The 16,305-nt window shown below is 60.8% G+C and carries 16 protein-coding genes and 1 pseudogene; 13 read left to right on the top strand and 4 right to left on the bottom strand.

What is annotated here, in order from left to right; translation table 11 throughout:
• The first annotated feature begins 19 nt into the window (after positions 1-19).
• A complete protein-coding gene (locus ABLV76_RS23540) occupies positions 20-1,189 on the top strand; it encodes a M20 aminoacylase family protein (RefSeq protein ID WP_348878509.1) in 1,170 nt (389 codons plus the stop codon).
• A 25-nt stretch (positions 1,190-1,214) separates the two neighbouring features.
• Complete coding sequence (locus tag ABLV76_RS23535) at positions 1,215-2,606, top strand: MFS transporter (protein ID WP_348878508.1); 1,392 nt, start codon at positions 1,215-1,217, stop codon at positions 2,604-2,606.
• On the opposite strand, the gene pspF is transcribed toward ABLV76_RS23535, so the two are convergent.
• Positions 2,597-3,586 carry a phage shock protein operon transcriptional activator gene (gene pspF, locus ABLV76_RS23530; RefSeq protein WP_074470738.1) on the bottom strand — a complete coding sequence of 330 codons (990 nt, stop codon included), beginning with the start codon at positions 3,584-3,586 and terminating at the stop codon, positions 2,597-2,599. The two genes, ABLV76_RS23535 and pspF, sit on opposite strands and share 10 nt — an antisense overlap.
• 152 nt (positions 3,587-3,738) lie before the next feature.
• Here pspF and pspA point away from each other — a divergent pair, with 152 nt between their 5' ends.
• The 8 genes from pspA to ABLV76_RS23490 all read left to right on the top strand — a co-directional run bounded on the left by pspA (position 3,739) and on the right by ABLV76_RS23490 (position 10,773).
• Positions 3,739-4,407 carry a phage shock protein PspA gene (pspA, locus tag ABLV76_RS23525; RefSeq protein ID WP_004203910.1) on the top strand — a complete coding sequence of 223 codons (669 nt, stop codon included), beginning with the start codon at positions 3,739-3,741 and terminating at the stop codon, positions 4,405-4,407.
• 55 nt (positions 4,408-4,462) lie between these two features.
• Positions 4,463-4,687 (top strand): envelope stress response membrane protein PspB, encoded by a 225-nt coding sequence (gene pspB, locus ABLV76_RS23520; protein ID WP_002901911.1) that lies wholly within the window; start codon positions 4,463-4,465, stop codon positions 4,685-4,687.
• Positions 4,687-5,046, top strand: coding sequence for an envelope stress response membrane protein PspC (pspC, locus tag ABLV76_RS23515; RefSeq protein ID WP_004203911.1), 360 nt, complete (start codon positions 4,687-4,689; stop codon positions 5,044-5,046). Before pspB ends, pspC begins: the two co-directional genes overlap by 1 nt.
• A 28-nt stretch (positions 5,047-5,074) precedes the next feature.
• Positions 5,075-5,293, top strand: coding sequence for a phage shock protein PspD (gene pspD / locus ABLV76_RS23510; RefSeq protein ID WP_002901915.1), 219 nt, complete (start codon positions 5,075-5,077; stop codon positions 5,291-5,293).
• Positions 5,294-5,395: 102 nt separating this feature from the next.
• Positions 5,396-6,793, top strand: a complete 1,398-nt coding sequence (locus ABLV76_RS23505; RefSeq protein ID WP_017900791.1) for a YcjX family protein — start codon at positions 5,396-5,398, stop codon at positions 6,791-6,793.
• The gene (locus tag ABLV76_RS23500; protein ID WP_017900790.1) at positions 6,790-7,851 is read left to right on the top strand and encodes a YcjF family protein; all 1,062 of its coding nucleotides are present in this window, start codon (positions 6,790-6,792) and stop codon (positions 7,849-7,851) included. The genes ABLV76_RS23505 and ABLV76_RS23500 overlap by 4 nt, the downstream gene beginning before the upstream one ends.
• 227 nt (positions 7,852-8,078) lie before the next feature.
• Complete coding sequence (gene tyrR / locus ABLV76_RS23495; protein WP_004203915.1) at positions 8,079-9,620, top strand: transcriptional regulator TyrR; 1,542 nt, start codon at positions 8,079-8,081, stop codon at positions 9,618-9,620.
• 100 nt (positions 9,621-9,720) lie between these two features.
• Entirely contained in the window at positions 9,721-10,773 is a 1,053-nt protein-coding gene (locus ABLV76_RS23490) for an AbrB family transcriptional regulator (protein WP_004203916.1), read from the top strand.
• A gap of 70 nt (positions 10,774-10,843) precedes the next feature.
• On the opposite strand, the gene tpx is transcribed toward ABLV76_RS23490, so the two are convergent.
• Complete coding sequence (gene tpx, locus ABLV76_RS23485; RefSeq protein ID WP_004203917.1) at positions 10,844-11,350, bottom strand: thiol peroxidase; 507 nt, start codon at positions 11,348-11,350, stop codon at positions 10,844-10,846.
• A 102-nt stretch (positions 11,351-11,452) separates the two neighbouring features.
• Between tpx and ycjG the strand changes: the two genes are divergently transcribed.
• On the top strand, positions 11,453-12,418 hold the full coding sequence (gene ycjG / locus ABLV76_RS23480; RefSeq protein ID WP_043521190.1) for an L-Ala-D/L-Glu epimerase: 966 nt from the start codon (positions 11,453-11,455) through the stop codon (positions 12,416-12,418).
• A gap of 2 nt (positions 12,419-12,420) precedes the next feature.
• Here the strand turns inward: ycjG and mpaA are convergent, their stop codons facing one another.
• Positions 12,421-13,128: a murein tripeptide amidase MpaA gene (mpaA, locus tag ABLV76_RS23475; RefSeq protein WP_348878507.1), complete on the bottom strand. Its 708-nt coding sequence runs from the start codon at positions 13,126-13,128 to the stop codon at positions 12,421-12,423.
• Positions 13,129-13,200: 72 nt separating this feature from the next.
• Between mpaA and ABLV76_RS23470 the strand changes: the two are divergent.
• Positions 13,201-13,293, top strand: a pseudogene (locus ABLV76_RS23470) (hypothetical protein); the annotation flags it as partial.
• 21 nt (positions 13,294-13,314) lie between these two features.
• On the top strand, positions 13,315-14,931 hold the full coding sequence (locus tag ABLV76_RS23465; RefSeq protein ID WP_032455964.1) for a peptide ABC transporter substrate-binding protein: 1,617 nt from the start codon (positions 13,315-13,317) through the stop codon (positions 14,929-14,931).
• Between the two features lie 324 nt (positions 14,932-15,255).
• On the opposite strand, the gene ABLV76_RS23460 is transcribed toward ABLV76_RS23465, so the two are convergent.
• Positions 15,256-16,140: a LysR family transcriptional regulator gene (locus tag ABLV76_RS23460; protein WP_156234942.1), complete on the bottom strand. Its 885-nt coding sequence runs from the start codon at positions 16,138-16,140 to the stop codon at positions 15,256-15,258.
• Between the last annotated feature and the right edge of the window lie 165 nt (positions 16,141-16,305).

Here is a 16,305-nt window from a genome sequence, read left to right as displayed (position 1 = left end):
CAACACAGGAATAAAAAAAATGACACATCAGTTGCTTGAAGCCTTGCAGGTCAACGAGGCGCAATTTATTGCCTTACGTCGCCGGTTCCACCAGCAGCCGGAGATCGGCTTTGAAGAGCATCAGACCAGCAGCGAGGTCGCCCGACTGCTTGGCGAGTGGGGATACGAGGTTCACCGCGGCCTGGCGGGCACCGGAGTGGTGGGCACGCTGCGCGTCGGCCACGGAAAAAAACGCCTCGGCCTGCGGGCCGATATGGATGCGCTGCCGATGCAGGAGCGGAGCGGGAAGCCGTGGGCAAGCCAGGTCGAAGGGCGCTTTCACGGCTGCGGCCATGACGGGCACACCACTACGCTGCTCTACGCGGCTGAATATCTGGCGCGCACACGCCAGTTTAACGGGACGCTGCAGCTGATTTTCCAGCCCGCGGAAGAGTTACTGTACGGTGGGCGGATAATGGTCGAGGACGGTCTGTTTGACCAGTTTCCCTGCGACGCCATCTTCGGCCTGCACAATATGCCGGGTCAGCCGCTGGGTAAAATCGGCCTGCGCGACGGGGCGATGATGGCCTCCTCCGATACGCTGCATATTGAAGTGAAGGGCGTTGGCGGCCACGGCGCGGTGCCGGAGCATACGGTGGATGCCACGCTGGTGGCCTGCCATATTACCCTCGCGCTGCAGTCCATCGTCTCGCGCAATATCACCCCGTTTGAGCCAGCGGTGGTGACCGTCGGCAGCATCCAGGCCGGACATGCGCCCAATATCATTAACGATCACGTGCTGATGAAGCTCACGGTGCGCACCCTCAATGAGCAGGTACGTAAGATCGTGCTGCAGCGGATCCATGACATTGCCGTGGCCCAGGCGGAGAGCTTCAACGCCACGGCCACGCTGACCCACGTCAACGGCAGCCCGGTATTGCGTAACGATCCGGCGGCAAACGCTATGGTGCGGGAGGTGGCGACAGCGCTGTTTGGCGCAGAGCAGGTGGGCGAGGTGAAGCCGTTTATGGGCAGTGAAGATTTCGCTTTCATGCTGGAGCAGCACCCCCACGGCAGTTATTTCACTATCGGCGCTGGCGACGAGCCGGATCGCTGCATGGTGCATAACCCGGGCTATGACTTCAACGACGCGCTGTTGCTAAGCGGGGCGGCGCTGTGGTGCGGCCTGACGGAACACTATCTGCGTTAATCACCGGAAACGGGAGGGCCATGCAATGAGCACTGTCACCGTAAGCGACACCTCCTTTGTCGGCAGCGATCGTCTGCTGGTAGGGATTGTGCTGAGCGTTTTAACCTTCTGGCTGTTTGCCCAGTCGGTGATAAACGTCGTGCCGGCGATGAAAAGCAGTCTTGATATTTCCCTTGAGACCCTAACCCTGGCCGTCAGCCTCAGCGCGCTGTTCAGCGGCTGTTTCGTGGTGGCCAGCGGCGGTCTGGCGGACAAGTTTGGCCGCATGCGGATGACCACCCTCGGACTGGGGCTGAGCATCATCGGCAGCGCCATGCTGGTACTGGCCCAGGGGCCGGGGCTGTTCCTCGCCGGCCGGGTGCTGCAGGGACTGTCGGCGGCGTGCATTATGCCGGCGACGCTGGCGCTGATTAAAACCTGGTACCAGGGACGCGCGCGTCAGCGGGCGGTCAGCTTCTGGGTCATCGGCTCGTGGGGCGGCAGCGGCCTGTGCTCTTTCGTTGGCGGAGCTATCGCCACCGGCCTGGGCTGGCGCTGGATCTTTGTCTTCTCCATTGCCGTCGCTCTGCTGGCGCTGTTTTTGCTGCGCGGCACGCCGGAGAGCCGCAGCGCCAGCGCCAGCCAGCATAAGCTGGACGTTGGCAGCCTGCTGAGCCTGATCGTCGGGCTGGTGCTGGTGAACCTGTTTATCAGCAAAGGCCACGGCTGGGGTTGGGCCAGTCCGCTGTCGTTGAGCATGCTGGCGGGGGCGCTGATCGCTGGCGCGGTGTTTATTCGCAGCGGGCTGCGCAAAGGCGAGGCGGCGCTGATCGATTTTGCGCTGTTTCGCAACCGGGCCTACGGTGCGGCGGTGCTATCGAACTTTCTGCTCAACGGGGCGATTGGCACCATGATGATCGCCAGCATCTGGCTACAGCAAGGGCACCACCTGACGCCGCTGGAGAGCGGAATGATGACCCTCGGCTATCTGGTCACCGTCCTGGCGATGATCCGGGTCGGCGAGAAGCTGCTTCAGCGCTATGGCGCCCGGCTGCCGATGATGGCCGGCCCGGTGCTGACCGCCATCGCCATCGGCCTGATATCCTGCACCTTCCTCGATAAGGCGCTGTATATCGGCGTGGTATTCGCCAGCAACGTGCTGTTCGGCCTCGGGCTGGGCTGCTACGCCACGCCGTCAACGGATACGGCGGTGGCCAACGCGCCGGAGAACAAAATTGGCGTCGCCTCGGGGATCTACAAGATGGGCAGCTCGCTGGGCGGGGCGATGGGCATTGCCGTGACGGCGTCACTTTTCGCGCTGTTTTTGCCGCTGGGCATGGCCCATGCCGCCCAGTATGCCCTGTGGTTCAACGCCGCCTTATGCCTGGGGGCGATGGCGGTGAGCGCGCTGCTGCTGCCGCGCACTTCTCACAGCTGATGCTTTTTCAGCAGCGCGCGGAGCTGGTGATAGGTTAACCCCAGCAGCTCCGCCGCCTGCTTCTGATGATACTTCGCCTGCTGCAGACTCCGCTGCAGCAGGCGTTTTTCCTGCTGTAGCTGAAAATCGCGTAGATCCAGCGGCAGGGTGGGCAGCTCGTCCCCGGACGCGGCCTCCGGCACGGAGGCGGCGGTCTGACGAAAAGGGTTGAGGATAATGGCGTCCAGCTCGTGCTCGCTGTCGCCATGGCGATAGACCGAGCGCTCGACGACGTTCTTCAGTTCACGAATATTCCCCGGCCAGCGGTAGCCGAGCAGCGTGGCGGTGGCTCGTTCGCTGAAGCCGGGAAACAGCGGCAGGCCGAGCTCACGGCACATCTGAATGGCAAACTGGTTGGCGAGCAGCATGATATCGCTCTGCCGTTCGCGCAGCGGCGGGAGCTGCACCACGTCGAAGGCCAGACGGTCGAGCAGGTCGGCGCGAAAGTGGCCTTCCTCCACCATCCGCGGCAGGTCAGCGTTGGTGGCGCACACCAGCCGGACGTTAACCTGCAGCGGCTGGCTGCCGCCCACGCGCTCCAGCTCGCCATATTCAATCACTCTTAACAGCTTCTCCTGCACCAGCATTGGGGCTGTCGCCAGCTCATCGAGAAACAGCGTCCCGCCGTCGGCGCGCTCGAAGCGCCCGGGATGGCGCTTGCTGGCGCCGGTGAAGGCCCCGGCTTCGTGGCCGAATAGTTCCGAATCGAGCAGATTGTCGTTCAGCGCCGCGCAGTTCAGCGAGATAAACGGCCCCTGCCAGCGGGCGGAGAGGTAGTGCAGACGGTTGGCGATAAGCTCTTTCCCGGTACCGCGCTCGCCGATGACCAGCACCGGCTTATCCAGCGGAGCCAGTCGGGAAACCTGTTCCAGCACCTCGAGAAAGCTGTTGGCCTCGCCCAGCAGATTATCCTTGTACTGCGCCATGATGAATTTCGCCATTAAATAGTGGGATTAACCAGGTGAATGTAGCAATGCCCTGCGCAATTCGCAACCACTCTGTTTAAAATCAATAAGATAAAAAGTTGGCACGCCATTTGTATTAGCTAACCCACAGGTGAATGCCTGCAACCAGAACTATGAGGACTGAAATTATGGGTATTTTTTCTCGTTTTGCCGACATCGTGAACGCCAACATCAACTCCCTGCTGGAGAAAGCGGAGGACCCGCAAAAGCTGGTGCGTCTGATGATCCAGGAGATGGAAGACACGCTGGTTGAGGTACGTTCCACGTCGGCCCGCGCGCTGGCCGAAAAGAAACAGCTGACCCGTCGTATTGAGCAGGCGGTCGCCCAGCAGGCGGAATGGCAGGAAAAGGCCGAGCTGGCCCTGCGCAAAGAGAAAGAGGATCTGGCCCGGGCGGCGCTGATCGAAAAACAGAAGCTGACCGACCTTATTGCTCAGCTGGACCACGAAGTGCAGCTGGTGGATGAAACGCTGGCGCGCATGAAGAAAGAGATTGGCGAGCTGGAGAACAAACTCAGCGAAACCCGCGCTCGTCAGCAGGCGCTGGCGCTGCGTCATCAGGCGGCGAGTTCGTCGCGCGATGTGCGTCGCCAGCTGGACAGCGGTAAACTGGATGAGGCGATGGCGCGCTTTGAATCCTTTGAGCGTCGCATCGATCAGATGGAAGCGGAAGCGGAGAGCCACCGCTTTGGCAAGCAGCAGACGCTGGATCAGCAGTTTGCCGAACTGAAAGCGGACGATGAAATCAGCGAGCAGCTGGCGGCGTTGAAAGCCAAAATGAATCAGTCCAACCAGTAAGTACGATTGCGCGGCGCGGCGTTGCGCCGCGGCTCACCCCCTGTAAGGAGTACACATGAGCATGCTTTTTCTCGCCATTCCGCTGACGCTGTTTGTGCTGTTTGTTCTGCCGGTCTGGCTATGGCTGCACTACAACAATCGCGGCGCCAACGGCAGTCTGACGCAAAATGAGCAGCAACGGCTGCTGCAGTTGACCGATGACGCGAAGCGGATGCGCGAGCGCATTCAGGCGCTGGAAGCGATCCTGGATGCCGAACATCCGAACTGGAGAGACAAATAATGGCTGGACTGGATCTGAATAAAAAACTGTGGCGTATTCCGCAGCGCGGGATGGTGAAGGGCGTCTGCGCGGGCATTGCTCAGCATCTTGACGTCCCGGTGAAGCTGGTGCGCCTGATTACCGTGCTGGCGATGATTTTTGGCCTCTTTTTCTTCGTCCTGGTGGCCTACATCATTCTGACCTTCGCCCTGGACCCGATGCCGGACAGTGAGCTGTACGGCCATAAAGCGCCGAGCAATGGCGATCTGTTGGCCGCCGTGGATGCCGAACTGGCCTCCGGCGAACAGCGTCTGCGTGAGATGGAACGGTACGTCACCTCCGACACCTTTACGCTGCGCAGCCGCTTTCGTCAGCTGTAAACCCTGTTGTTAACGAGTGAGGCAACGCATGAATAGCAAATGGCAACGCGCCGGGCAGCAGGTGAAGCCCGGTCTGAAAATCGTCGGTAAGCTGGCGCTGCTGACCGCGCTGCGTTATGGCCCGGCTGGCGTTGCCGGCTGGGCGGTCAAATCGGTCGCGCGGCGGCCGCTGAAAATGCTGCTGGCGGTGGCGCTGGAGCCGCTGCTCAGCCGGCTGGCCAACCGCGTCACGCGCGGGATGAAATAACGCCGCCGTGGGAAAGGCGCAAAAGGATTAACGTTGTCCTGCTTATTCCCGGCGGATAGCTTATGATGACGAGACACACCTTCAGGGCATAACGGACTGGCGATGAAGCGACTGAAAACTGAACTGAATGCGCTGGTCAACCGCGGGGTTGACCGGCATTTACGCCTGGCGGTGACCGGCCTGAGCCGCAGCGGCAAAACGGCGTTTATCACCGCGCTGGTCAACCAACTGCTAAATATTCACACCGGCGCCCGCCTGCCGCTGCTGAGCGCCGCGCGCGAAGAGCGACTGCTTGGGGTCAAGCGCGTGCCGCAGCGGGACTTCGGCATTCCGCGATTCACCTACGATGAAGGGCTGGCCCAGCTGTACGGCCAGCCGCCCATGTGGCCAACCCCGACGCGCGGCGTGAGCGAGATCCGTCTCGCGCTGCGCTACCGTTCCAATGACTCCCTGCTGCGCCACTTTAAAGACACCTCCACGCTGTATCTGGAGATTGTCGACTATCCGGGGGAGTGGCTGCTCGATTTGCCGATGCTGGCGCAGGATTATCTGAGCTGGTCGCGGCAGATGACCGGACTCCTGCAGGGACAGCGTGCAGAGTGGTCGGCCCGCTGGCGGCAGCTATGCGCCGGGCTGGATCCGCTGGCTCCTGCCGACGAGGCCCGTCTGGCCGACATCGCCGCCGCCTGGACGGACTATCTGCACGCCTGTAAGCGTGAAGGGTTGCACTTTATCCAGCCCGGGCGCTTTGTCCTGCCCGGCGAAATGGCCGGCGCGCCGGCGCTACAGTTCTTCCCATGGCCAGACGTCGACGCCGTCGGCGAAGCCAAGCTGGCGCAAGCTGATAAACACAGCAACGCCGGCATGCTGCGCGAACGCTATAAGTACTACTGCGAAAAGGTAGTGAAGGGGTTCTACAAAGAGCACTTCCTGCGCTTCGACCGGCAGATTGTGCTGGTGGACTGCCTGCAGCCGCTCAACAGCGGGCCGCAGGCGTTTAACGATATGCGCCTGGCGCTGACCCAGCTGATGCAAAGTTTCCATTACGGGCAGCGCACCTTATTTCGCCGGCTGTTTTCGCCGGTCATCGACAAGCTGCTGTTCGCTGCCACCAAAGCCGACCACGTCACGGTGGATCAGCACAGCAATATGGTGTCGCTCCTGCAGCAGTTGATCCAGGATGCGTGGCAGAATGCCGCCTTCGAGGGGATCAGTATGGATTGCCTGGGGCTGGCGTCCATTCAGGCGACCCAGAGCGGGCTGATTGAGCTGAACGGCGAGAAAATTCCCGCCCTGCGCGGCAATCGGCTGAGCGACGGCCAGCCGTTGACCATCTATCCCGGCGAGGTGCCGGCGCGCCTGCCGGGCCAGGCCTTCTGGCAGCAGCAGGGCTTTCAGTTTGAAAACTTTCGTCCGCAGGTCATGGATGTCGATCGGCCCTTGCCGCACATTCGCCTCGACGCGGCGCTGGAATTTTTGATTGGAGATAAACTGCGATGAGCGAACCGTTAAAACCGCGGATTGATTTTGATGGCCCGCTGCAGGCGGAAAAAACGCCGCCGCTGAAAAGCGCTCGCGCCTTCGACCGACTGGAAGCCGATAACTTCGCGCCGGCGCGTCTGGTGACCGGCGAAGAGGAAGAGGGGGCGGCAGAGGCGGTGGTGGAGTCAGTGCTGCGGCCGAAACGCAGTCTGTGGCGGCGGATGGTCAGCGCTGGCCTGGCGATCTTCGGCGTCAGCGTCGTGGCGCAAGGGGTGCAGTGGACCGCCAACGCCTGGCAGACCCAGGACTGGATTGCGCTGGGCGGCTGCGTCGCCGGGGCGCTGATCGTCGGCGCCGGCGTCGGATCGGTGGCCACCGAGTGGCGCCGCCTGTGGCGACTGCGCCAGCGCGCCCACGAACGCGATGAAGCCCGCGATATGCTGCACAGTCACGCGGTCGGTAAAGGGAAAGCCTTTTGTGAGAAGCTGGCGCAGCAGGCCGGGCTGGATCAGTCGCATCCGGCGCTGCAGCGCTGGTATGCCGCCATCCACGAAACGCAAAGCGACCGGGAAGTGGTCAGCCTCTATGCCCAACTGGTGCAGCCGGTGCTTGATGCTCAGGCGCGGCGGGAAATCAGCCGTTCGGCGGCGGAGTCGACGCTGATGATCGCCGTCAGCCCGCTGGCGCTGGTGGATATGGCGTTTATCGCCTGGCGCAATCTGCGGTTGATCAACCGGATTGCCACCCTGTACGGCATTGAGCTCGGGTATTACAGCCGCCTGCGCCTGTTTCGCCTGGTGCTGCTGAATATCGCTTTCGCCGGCGCCAGCGAACTGGTGCGCGAGGTGGGCATGGACTGGATGTCGCAGGATCTGGCGGCCCGGTTGTCGGCGCGCGCCGCGCAGGGCATCGGCGCCGGCCTGCTCACCGCCCGCCTCGGGATTAAGGCAATGGAGCTGTGCCGCCCGCTGCCGTGGCTCGCCGATGATAAACCGCGGCTCGGCGATTTTCGTCGCGAGCTGATTGGCCAGCTGAAAGAGACCCTGCAGAAAAGCAAAACCAGTCCGGAGAAGTAACCTCCGCTCAGAGACATTGCCGGGCGGCGGCTTCGCCTTGCCCGGCCTTGAGGTTATATTGAATCCCGGCTCGCCCTGGCGTCAATTTCACCACTGACCGCCTGACTTTACGGCGCAACGCCCATTTTTCCGCCATGCTGTCAATAATTGTTGACAGTTAGCTTCCCGAAAGTCCATTCCTGGCCTATTATTCTCCGGTCATTGGCACTTTTAGGGTGAACACTCCCATGCGTCTTGAAGTCTTTTGTGAAGACCGCCTCGGTCTGACTCGTGAATTGCTCGATTTGTTGGTGCTGCGCGGCATTGATCTGCGTGGTATCGATATTGACCCTATTGGCCGTATCTACCTCAATTTTGCCGAACTGGAGTTCGCCACCTTCAGCAGCCTGATGGCGGAGATCCGCCGTATCGCCGGCGTGACAGACGTGCGCACCGTGCCGTGGATGCCATCTGAGCGTGAACATCTTGCGCTCAGCGCGCTGTTGGTGGCGATGCCGGAGCCGGTGCTGTCGCTGGATACCAAAGGCAGGGTCGAACTGGCCAACCCCGCCAGCTGCCTGCTGTTTGGCCAAAGCCAGGCGAAGCTGCGCAACCATCCGGTGGCCCAGCTGATCGCCGATTTCAACGTCCAGCGCTGGCTGGAAAGTAGCCCGCAGGAGACGCATGCGGAGCATGTGGTGGTGAACGGGCAGAACTACCTGCTGGAAGTGACCCCGGTCTATCTTGAAGGGGAGCATAACGAGCGAGTGCTGACCGGCGCCGTGGCGATGCTGCGCTCAACCGTGCGCATGGGACGCCAACTGCAGACCATGACCAGCCAGGACACCAGCGCCTTCAGTCAGATCCTCGCGGTGGGGCCGAAAATGCGCCACGTGGTGGAGCAAGCGCGCAAGCTGGCGATGCTCAGCGCGCCGCTGTTGATTGTCGGCGATACGGGCACCGGCAAAGATCTGCTGGCGCATGCCTGCCATCTGGCCAGCCCGCGGGCGGGCAAACCCTATCTGGCGCTTAACTGTGGCTCCATTCCCGAGGACGCGGTCGAGAGCGAACTGTTCGGCGACGCCCTGCAGGGCAAAAAAGGCTTCTTCGAGCAGGCCAACGGCGGTTCGGTGCTGCTGGATGAAATTGGCGAGATGTCGCCGCGAATGCAGACCAAGCTGCTGCGCTTTCTCAACGACGGCACCTTCCGCCGCGTCGGCGAGGATCATGAAGTACACGTCGATGTGCGGGTGATCTGCGCGACGCAGAAAAACCTGGTCGAGCTGGTGCAGAAAGGGCTGTTCCGCGAAGATCTCTACTATCGCCTCAACGTCCTGACCCTGTATCTGCCGCCGCTGCGCGACTGCCCGCAGGACATTATGCCGCTGACGGAGCTGTTTGTTGCCCGCTTTGCTGATGAGCAGGGGATCCCGCGGCCGAAGCTCTCCGCCGACCTGAGTACGGTGCTTACCCGCTACAGCTGGCCCGGCAACGTTCGTCAGCTGAAAAATGCTGTCTATCGCGCGCTAACCCAGCTGGAAGGATTCGAACTGCGTCCGCAGGACATTCTGCTGCCGGACCACGACGTCGCCTCGCTGCCGGTGGGCGAGGAGGCCATGGAAGGGTCGCTGGACGACATTACCCGCCGTTTTGAGCGCTCGGTGCTAACCCAGCTCTATCGCAGCTACCCCAGCACCCGTAAGCTGGCGAAGCGGCTGGGGGTGTCGCATACCGCCATCGCTAATAAGCTGCGTGAATATGGTCTGAGTCAGAAAAAGGGCGACGAATAATCCCGCCAGGCCGGCGACCTATGTCGCCGGCATTCGGCCTGCAAAGCGGGCCAAACCTGTATATACTGGTTTTTTAATTCTTTTTCCGGGGTGGTGCATCTTGGCGTCGCGTCGCGCGATCGGGCAGTGGCTGATATTGCTGCTGCTCTCCGTTCTCTTTTCCTCGCTGCTGTTACGCCTTCATTTGCCGGCAGCGCTGCTGCTGGGGCCGCTGATCGCCGGTCTCATTTTGAGCCTGCGCGGGGTGAAGCTGAGCATACCTCGCCCCTGTTATCTGGCGGCGCAGGCCATTGTTGGCTGCATGATCGCCAGGGCGATTAATCCCTCTGTTTTTGGCGTACTGTTCGCTAACTGGGCGCTGGTGCTGGCGATCCTGTTGACCACCCTGGCGATCAGTGGTCTCACCGGCTGGCTGTTGGTTCGCTATAGCGCGCTGCCGGGCGCCACCGGCGCCTGGGGAAGCTCTCCCGGCGGGGCGTCGGCAATGGTAGTGATGGCTCAGGAGTACGGGGCAGATGTGCGGCTGGTGGCGCTGATGCAGTATCTACGGGTGCTGTTTGTCGTCGGCGCGGCGGCGCTGGTGGTGCGCTATGCCCTGGGCAACGAGGCGCAGGCAATGAGCCAGGCCATCGTCTGGTTTGCGCCGTTGACCCTCAATTTTCCTATCACGCTGTTGCTGACGGCGGCGGCCTGTTGGCTGGGCGTCCGGCTGCGTATCCCTTCCGGAGCCATGCTGCTGCCGATGCTGTTCGGCGCGCTGGTCCAGGGCGGCGGCTGGGTGATGCTGGAGCTGCCGGAGTGGTTGCTGGCGATGGCCTACGCGGTGCTGGGCTGGACGGTGGGCCTGCAGTTTAACAAAGCGGTTTTTCTACTGGCCCTGAAGACGCTGCCGCAGATTATCGCCTCCATCCTCGGGCTGATCCTGATGTGCGCCCTGATGGCCCTTGCCCTGACTCATATTTTGCCGATGGACTTTATGACCGCCTATCTGGCCACCAGCCCCGGCGGGCTGGACACCGTGGCGATTATCGCCGCCGGTACCCGGGCGGATATGTCGTTCATCATGGCGCTGCAGACGCTGCGGCTGTTTACCATTTTGCTGACCGGTCCGGCGATGGCGCGGACGATTTCCCGCTATGCGCCGCGGCAATAAAAAGCCCCCGCAGAGCGGGGGCTGAGCAAAGCGAATGTCCGCAGGCGCGCTGCGCCAGGGCAGTCTGTTATCAGGCTTTCAGGGCGGCCAGCGCGGCGTCGTAGTCTGGCTCTTCGGTGATTTCGTTCACCAGCTGGCTGTAGACGACCTGATCGTTTTCATCGATAACGACCACGGCGCGAGCGGCCAGGCCAGCCAGCGGACCGGCAGAGATGGCGACGCCGTAGTCAGCGAGGAATGATGCGCCGCGCAGCGTGGAAAGGGTCACCACGTTGCTCAGGCCTTCGGCGCCGCAGAAGCGAGACTGGGCGAACGGCAGGTCAGCGGAAATGCACAGCACCACGGTGTTGTCCAGTTCAGCGGCCAGCTGGTTGAATTTACGCACTGATGCGGCGCACACGCCGGTATCAATGCTCGGGAAAATATTCAGTACTTTACGTTTGCCGGCGTACTGGCTCAGCGCGACGTCAGAGAGATCTTTGGCGACCAGCGTAAACGGCTGCGCTTTAGCGCCTGCCTGCGGAATGGTGCCCTGAACAGAAACGGGGTTGCCCTGGAAATGCACGGTTTGTGACATGGTTATCTTCCTGTTTACATATAGTTAACGTCGCGAGTAGTGTATGACATCCGCCAGCTACACGGCAAACCCTATTTAACATTGACCAGAGAGGACAAGGGAATGCGTAACGTGCGAGTGTATGAGGAAGCCTGGCCGCTCCACACCCCCTTTGTGATCGCCCGCGGCAGCCGCAGCGAAGCAAAAGTGGTGGTGGTGGAACTGGAAGAGGACGGTGTGAAAGGCGTGGGCGAATGCACGCCTTATCCACGCTATGGCGAAAGCATCGCGTCGGTCATGGCCCAGGTGATGGCGATCGGCGAGCAGCTGGAGGCGGGACTTACCCGCGAACAGCTGCAGCGGCTGCTGCCCGCAGGCGCCGCGCGCAATGCCATTGACTGCGCCCTGTGGGATCTGCAGGCGCGGCGCGAAGGCAAAACCTTGCCCCAACTGCTGGGAGTGACGTTGCCCGAGCGGGTGATCACCGCCCAGACGGTGGTCATTGGCACGGCGGATCAGATGGCGGCCAGCGCCGCGGCGCTGTGGCAGAAGGGGGCTCAGCTGTTGAAGGTGAAGCTCGACGACCGGCTTATCAGCGAGCGGTTAATCGCTATTCGCCAGGCGGCGCCGCAGGCCACGTTGATTGTCGATGCCAATGAATCCTGGCACAGCGAGGGGCTGGCGGCGCGCTGCCAGCTGCTGGCGGACCTCGGCGTGGCGATGCTTGAGCAGCCGCTCCCCGCCGACGCCGATGCGGCGCTGGAAAACTTCGTTCATCCGTTACCGATTTGCGCCGACGAGAGCTGCCATACCCGGGAGAGCCTGCCGAGGCTGCGCGGGCGCTATGAGATGATCAATATCAAACTGGACAAAACCGGCGGCCTGACCGAAGCGCTGGCCCTGGCCGGGGAGGCGGAACGGCAGGGCTTTGAACGGATGCTGGGCTGTATGCTCTGCACCTCGCGCGGGATCGCCGCCGCGCTCCCCCTGGCGCCGCTGGCGCGCTTCGCCGACCTCGACGGCCCGACATGGCTGGCGGTGGACGTTGAGCCGGCGCTGCGGTTCAGCACCGGCGTGCTTCATCTTTAAGTTTAAGCCTGCCAGCGCAGCAGGTCGGTCATCGCCGGCAGGTAACGCTCCGTTGCCTCGTCGGCGGAGACCGGCGGAAACTCGGCGGTGATGCAGGGGAGCCCGATATCGGCGCACCAGCTGCCAAAGGAACCTGGGGTGTCGTAGCCCACGCTGCCCACCAGCGGCAGTGAGAAGGTGTCCGCCAGCCAGTGTCCCAGCGGGCTGTGTCCCGGGTCTTCGATGCAGGCCAGCGGATCGTGAAAGGAGACCACCCACGCCGGATGGATCTGATGGATCAACTGACACAGGGCCTGGGTCTCCTGCTCCGAACCAGGCTGCTCGCCGGTCAACAGCACCACGTCTCGTTCCGCCGCCGCGCTGTTCCAGCGGTACACCGTTTCCCCTTGTCTCCAGTTAGCGGCCGGAAAGTTACGGTTGAGGTCCACGCCGCGGGCGTTAGCGCGTAGCCCGAGCTGACAGCCGTCAGGATTGACCGTCAGGACCACGTGGTGGCGGCGTAGCTCCGGCTTCAGGGTGCGCAGGGCGCAGGAGAGGGTCACAATCGACGAATTCTCATCGCCGTGGGTGCCGGCAATAATCAGGCCGCTGCGGCTGTCGGCCATCGGCGCAGGAAACCACAGCAGCGGCGCGCCCAGTTCCGAGCTGCCGTACTGCCGGGTTCCCGGCGGAAAGTCGCCGCGCTGCGGGCGAGGACGTGAAATAGACATAGAGCTTCCTGTGTGTCGTTATTATTCAGTGTTGGCGAAAAGCGTGTTGGAATCAAACCCATTCCCGGAGGCGTGAAATCCGACGGCACATCAATTTTCTATCATATGTTGTTTGCAATTTCAGGTGATGAAACAAATAATTATCGCTCTGTTGGCGGTGTTTTTTCTCATTTTAAAGGGGATCTTATGAAGTATCCTGTCGCTTTGACATGCGGCGCGCTGTGGTTAGCCAGCGTATCTTCTCTGGCCTGGGCGGCGGACGTACCGCCGGGCACGGTACTGGCGGAAAAACAGCAGTTGGTGCGCCATATCAAAGATGAACCCGCCTCGTTAGATCCCGCCAAAGCGGTGGGCCTGCCGGAAATCCAGGTGATCCGCGATCTGTTTGAAGGTTTAGTCAATCAGGATGCGAAAGGCAACCTGGTGCCGGGGGTGGCGACCCGCTGGCAGAGCAATGATAACCGCGTCTGGACCTTTACCCTGCGCGATAACGCCCGCTGGTCCGACGGTACGCCGGTCACCGCCGAGGATTTCGTCTATAGCTGGCGGCGTCTGGTGGATCCGAAAACCACTTCGCCGTTCGCCTGGTTCGCGGCGCTGGCGGGGATCGCCAACGCGCAGAACATCATCGACGGCAAAGCCGCGCCGGAGACCCTGGGGGTCACCGCCGTCGACGCCCACACCCTGCGGGTGCAGCTGGATAAGCCGCTGCCATGGTTCAGCAACCTGACCGCCAGCTTTGCCTTCTATCCGGTGCAAAAAGCCAATGTCGACAGCGGCGCGAACTGGACGCGGCCCGGCAGCCTGGTGGGCAACGGCGCCTATGTTCTGAAAGATCGCGTCGTGAATGAAAAGCTGGTGCTGGTGCCGAACAACCACTACTGGGATAACGCCAAAACGGTGATCCAGCAGGTCACCTTTGTGCCGATCAACCAGGAGTCCGCCGCCACCAAGCGCTATCTGGCCGGCGATATCGATATCACCGAATCTTTCCCGAAAAATATGTACCAGAAGCTGCTGAAGGATATTCCTGGACAGGTGTATACCCCGCCGCAGCTGGGCACCTACTATTACGCCTTTAATACCCAAAAAGGGCCGACAGCGGACGAGCGGGTGCGACTGGCGCTGAGTATGACCATCGATCGCCGGGTGATGGCGGAGAAGGTGCTGGGGACCGGGGAAAAACCGGCCTGGCGTTTCACACCGGACGTAACGGCGGGCTTCACGCCGCAGCCGTCGCAGTTTGAGAGCATGAGTCAGGCCGAGCTTAACGCCCAGGCGAAAGCCCTGCTGGCCGCCGCCGGCTATGGCCCGAATCGCCCGCTGAAGCTGACGCTGCTGTATAATACCTCTGAGAACCATCAGAAGATTGCCATCGCAGTGGCGTCGATGTGGAAAAAGAACCTCGGCGTGGATGTGAAACTGCAGAATCAGGAGTGGAAAACCTATATCGACAGCCGCAACACCGGCAATTTCGATGTGATCCGCGCCTCCTGGGTAGGGGATTACAACGAGCCGTCCACCTTCCTGTCGCTACTGACTTCCACCCACAGCGGAAATATTTCACGCTTTAACGATCCGGCGTACGACAAAATCCTCGCCCAGGCGGCGGTGGAGAATTCGGCCAAAGCGCGTAACGACGATTACAACGCGGCGGAGAAGATCATTATGGCCAAAGCGCCAATTGCGCCGATCTACCAGTACACCAACGGTCGGCTGATTAAGCCGTGGCTGAAAGGCTACCCGATCACCAACCCGGAAGATGTGGCCTACAGCCGTACCATGTATATCGTTAAACACTGATGCGTACTGGCCTCCTGCTCAGGGCAGGTTGGCCTCCTGCTCAGGGCAGGTAGCCATTGCTGAACCCAGAACTGGCGCGGATTGCGGCGCCAGTTATTTATTAATAAGTAAATCAGCCAATTGAGAATTTGGTGCTTTAAGCTTTGCCAGATCTTAAAAATTAATATCGTCTTCATATAATGAAAAACCAGAACTAAATAATTTTTCATGTTCGAAATATATAAAAAGGCTGTCCTTTTCATATTATATATTCAGTAACTGGTCGCACCGAAGATCGACTTAAGTGAAAATACCAGTTTTCTCTAAGCCTGAAGGCGACCTCTACTACATTCGCAATGTATCAATGACCGCTCTCAGCGCGGGCGACACATTTCGGTGCGGGTAATAGAGAAATGAACCTTCCAGACGCTGGCTATAGCGCTGGAGCACCCGGATAAGCGTACCGCGTTGCAGATCATCTGTGACCAGCTCCTCCGGGACATAAGCCAGTCCCAGCCCCAGCCGCGCCCCTTTGGCCTCCATATAGCTGTCGGCGAAAGCCCACTGTCCCTGAGGCGGGTGGGTAATTTTTTTGCCTTCCACGTTAAGTTCCCAGGCGTACAGGCTGCCGTCGCCGAACTGATAGGCGATGCAGGGATGACCGGTTAAATCGGCAGGGGTTTGCGGAAAGCCGTAGCGACGAAAATGCTCCGGGGTTCCGACAACCGCCATCTCCATATCGGGCGAAATACGTACCGCAATCATGCCACTCCCCACTTCCGGGCCCAGACGCACGCCCGCATCGAAACGCTCCGCAATAATATCGACGAACCGGCTTTCGGTGATCAGTTCCAGGCGGATATCGGGATAGCGTTGTTTAAATATCGCCAGCTTAGGCAGCAGAACTTTATCAATAGCGTGCTGGCTGGCATTGATGCGAACCGTACCGGACGGTGTTTGCCGATAATGGGCCAGCGTGGCGAGTCCCATATCTAAGGCGTCGAAACCGGATTCGACATTGTGATAGAGCTGCTCACCCGCCTGAGTGAGCGACAACCGGCGGGTGGTGCGCACCAGAAGCTGAACGCCCAGCCGCTCTTCGAGTTCGCGAACCGCACGGCTGATCCCGGACTGCGCCAGACCCAGTCGTTGCGCTGCGGCGGTAAAACTGCCTTCCCGCACCACCTGCATAAACAGGTAGAGGTCATTATAGTTTTCCCGTTTCGCCATCTTCCGCCTCGTAACAATCGCGCTATTTAGAACTAAATGGTATTAATCTTAGCATTTTTTAGCCTCTAATAAGCACTTTTATTGCTAGCTACAATAAGCGCATGACAACAAAGCCCAGCAGCGTTGTCCTCTGGAGACTGGTTTTTACACGTTTATTTAGGGGGA

The sequence above is a fragment of the Klebsiella sp. GB_Kp047 genome (assembly GCF_040065235.1).
Lineage (GTDB): Bacteria > Pseudomonadota > Gammaproteobacteria > Enterobacterales > Enterobacteriaceae > Klebsiella > Klebsiella quasipneumoniae.
This window is presented reverse-complemented; position numbering and strand designations above follow the sequence as displayed.